Here is a 455-nt window from a genome sequence, read left to right on the forward strand (position 1 = left end):
AGGTCTTGAAGTAGGTGTCGACGAAGCGGTCATGGTCGCCGTACAGCGTGCGCGCCTGGCCTGGCCACGAATCGAGAATCACCAGGTTGCCCTCGGCCACGCCTTCGATGATGTTGCCCAGGTTGTCGACCAGCGCTGGCACCACACCGAAGAACGGACGTGCCGCCGAACCCGGCTTGAGGGCGTGGGCGCCCGGCAGCGGGCTCATCATGTTGCCGCCGGTTTCGGTCTGCCACCAGGTGTCGACGATCGGGCAACGGGACTTGCCCACATTCTTGTAGTACCAGTCCCAGGCTTCCGGGTTGATCGGCTCACCCACCGAACCCAACAGGCGCAAACTGCTGCCATCAGCACCTTCAACAGCGGCTTGACCCGACGCCATCATCGCGCGGATCGCGGTCGGTGCGGTGTAGAGGATGTTGACCTTGTGCTTGTCGACGATCTTCGCCACCCGG

The 455-nt window shown here is 63.5% G+C and carries 1 protein-coding gene; it reads right to left on the reverse strand.

What is annotated here, in order from left to right; all coding sequences use genetic code 11:
- Nucleotides 1-455, reverse strand: a 455-nt coding sequence (locus QMX98_RS34870; protein WP_282412097.1) for an AMP-binding protein, incomplete at both ends; no start/stop codon positions are given.

Source organism: Pseudomonas sp. PS02303, from assembly GCF_029959925.1.
GTDB classification, from domain to species: domain Bacteria; phylum Pseudomonadota; class Gammaproteobacteria; order Pseudomonadales; family Pseudomonadaceae; genus Aquipseudomonas; species Aquipseudomonas mandelii.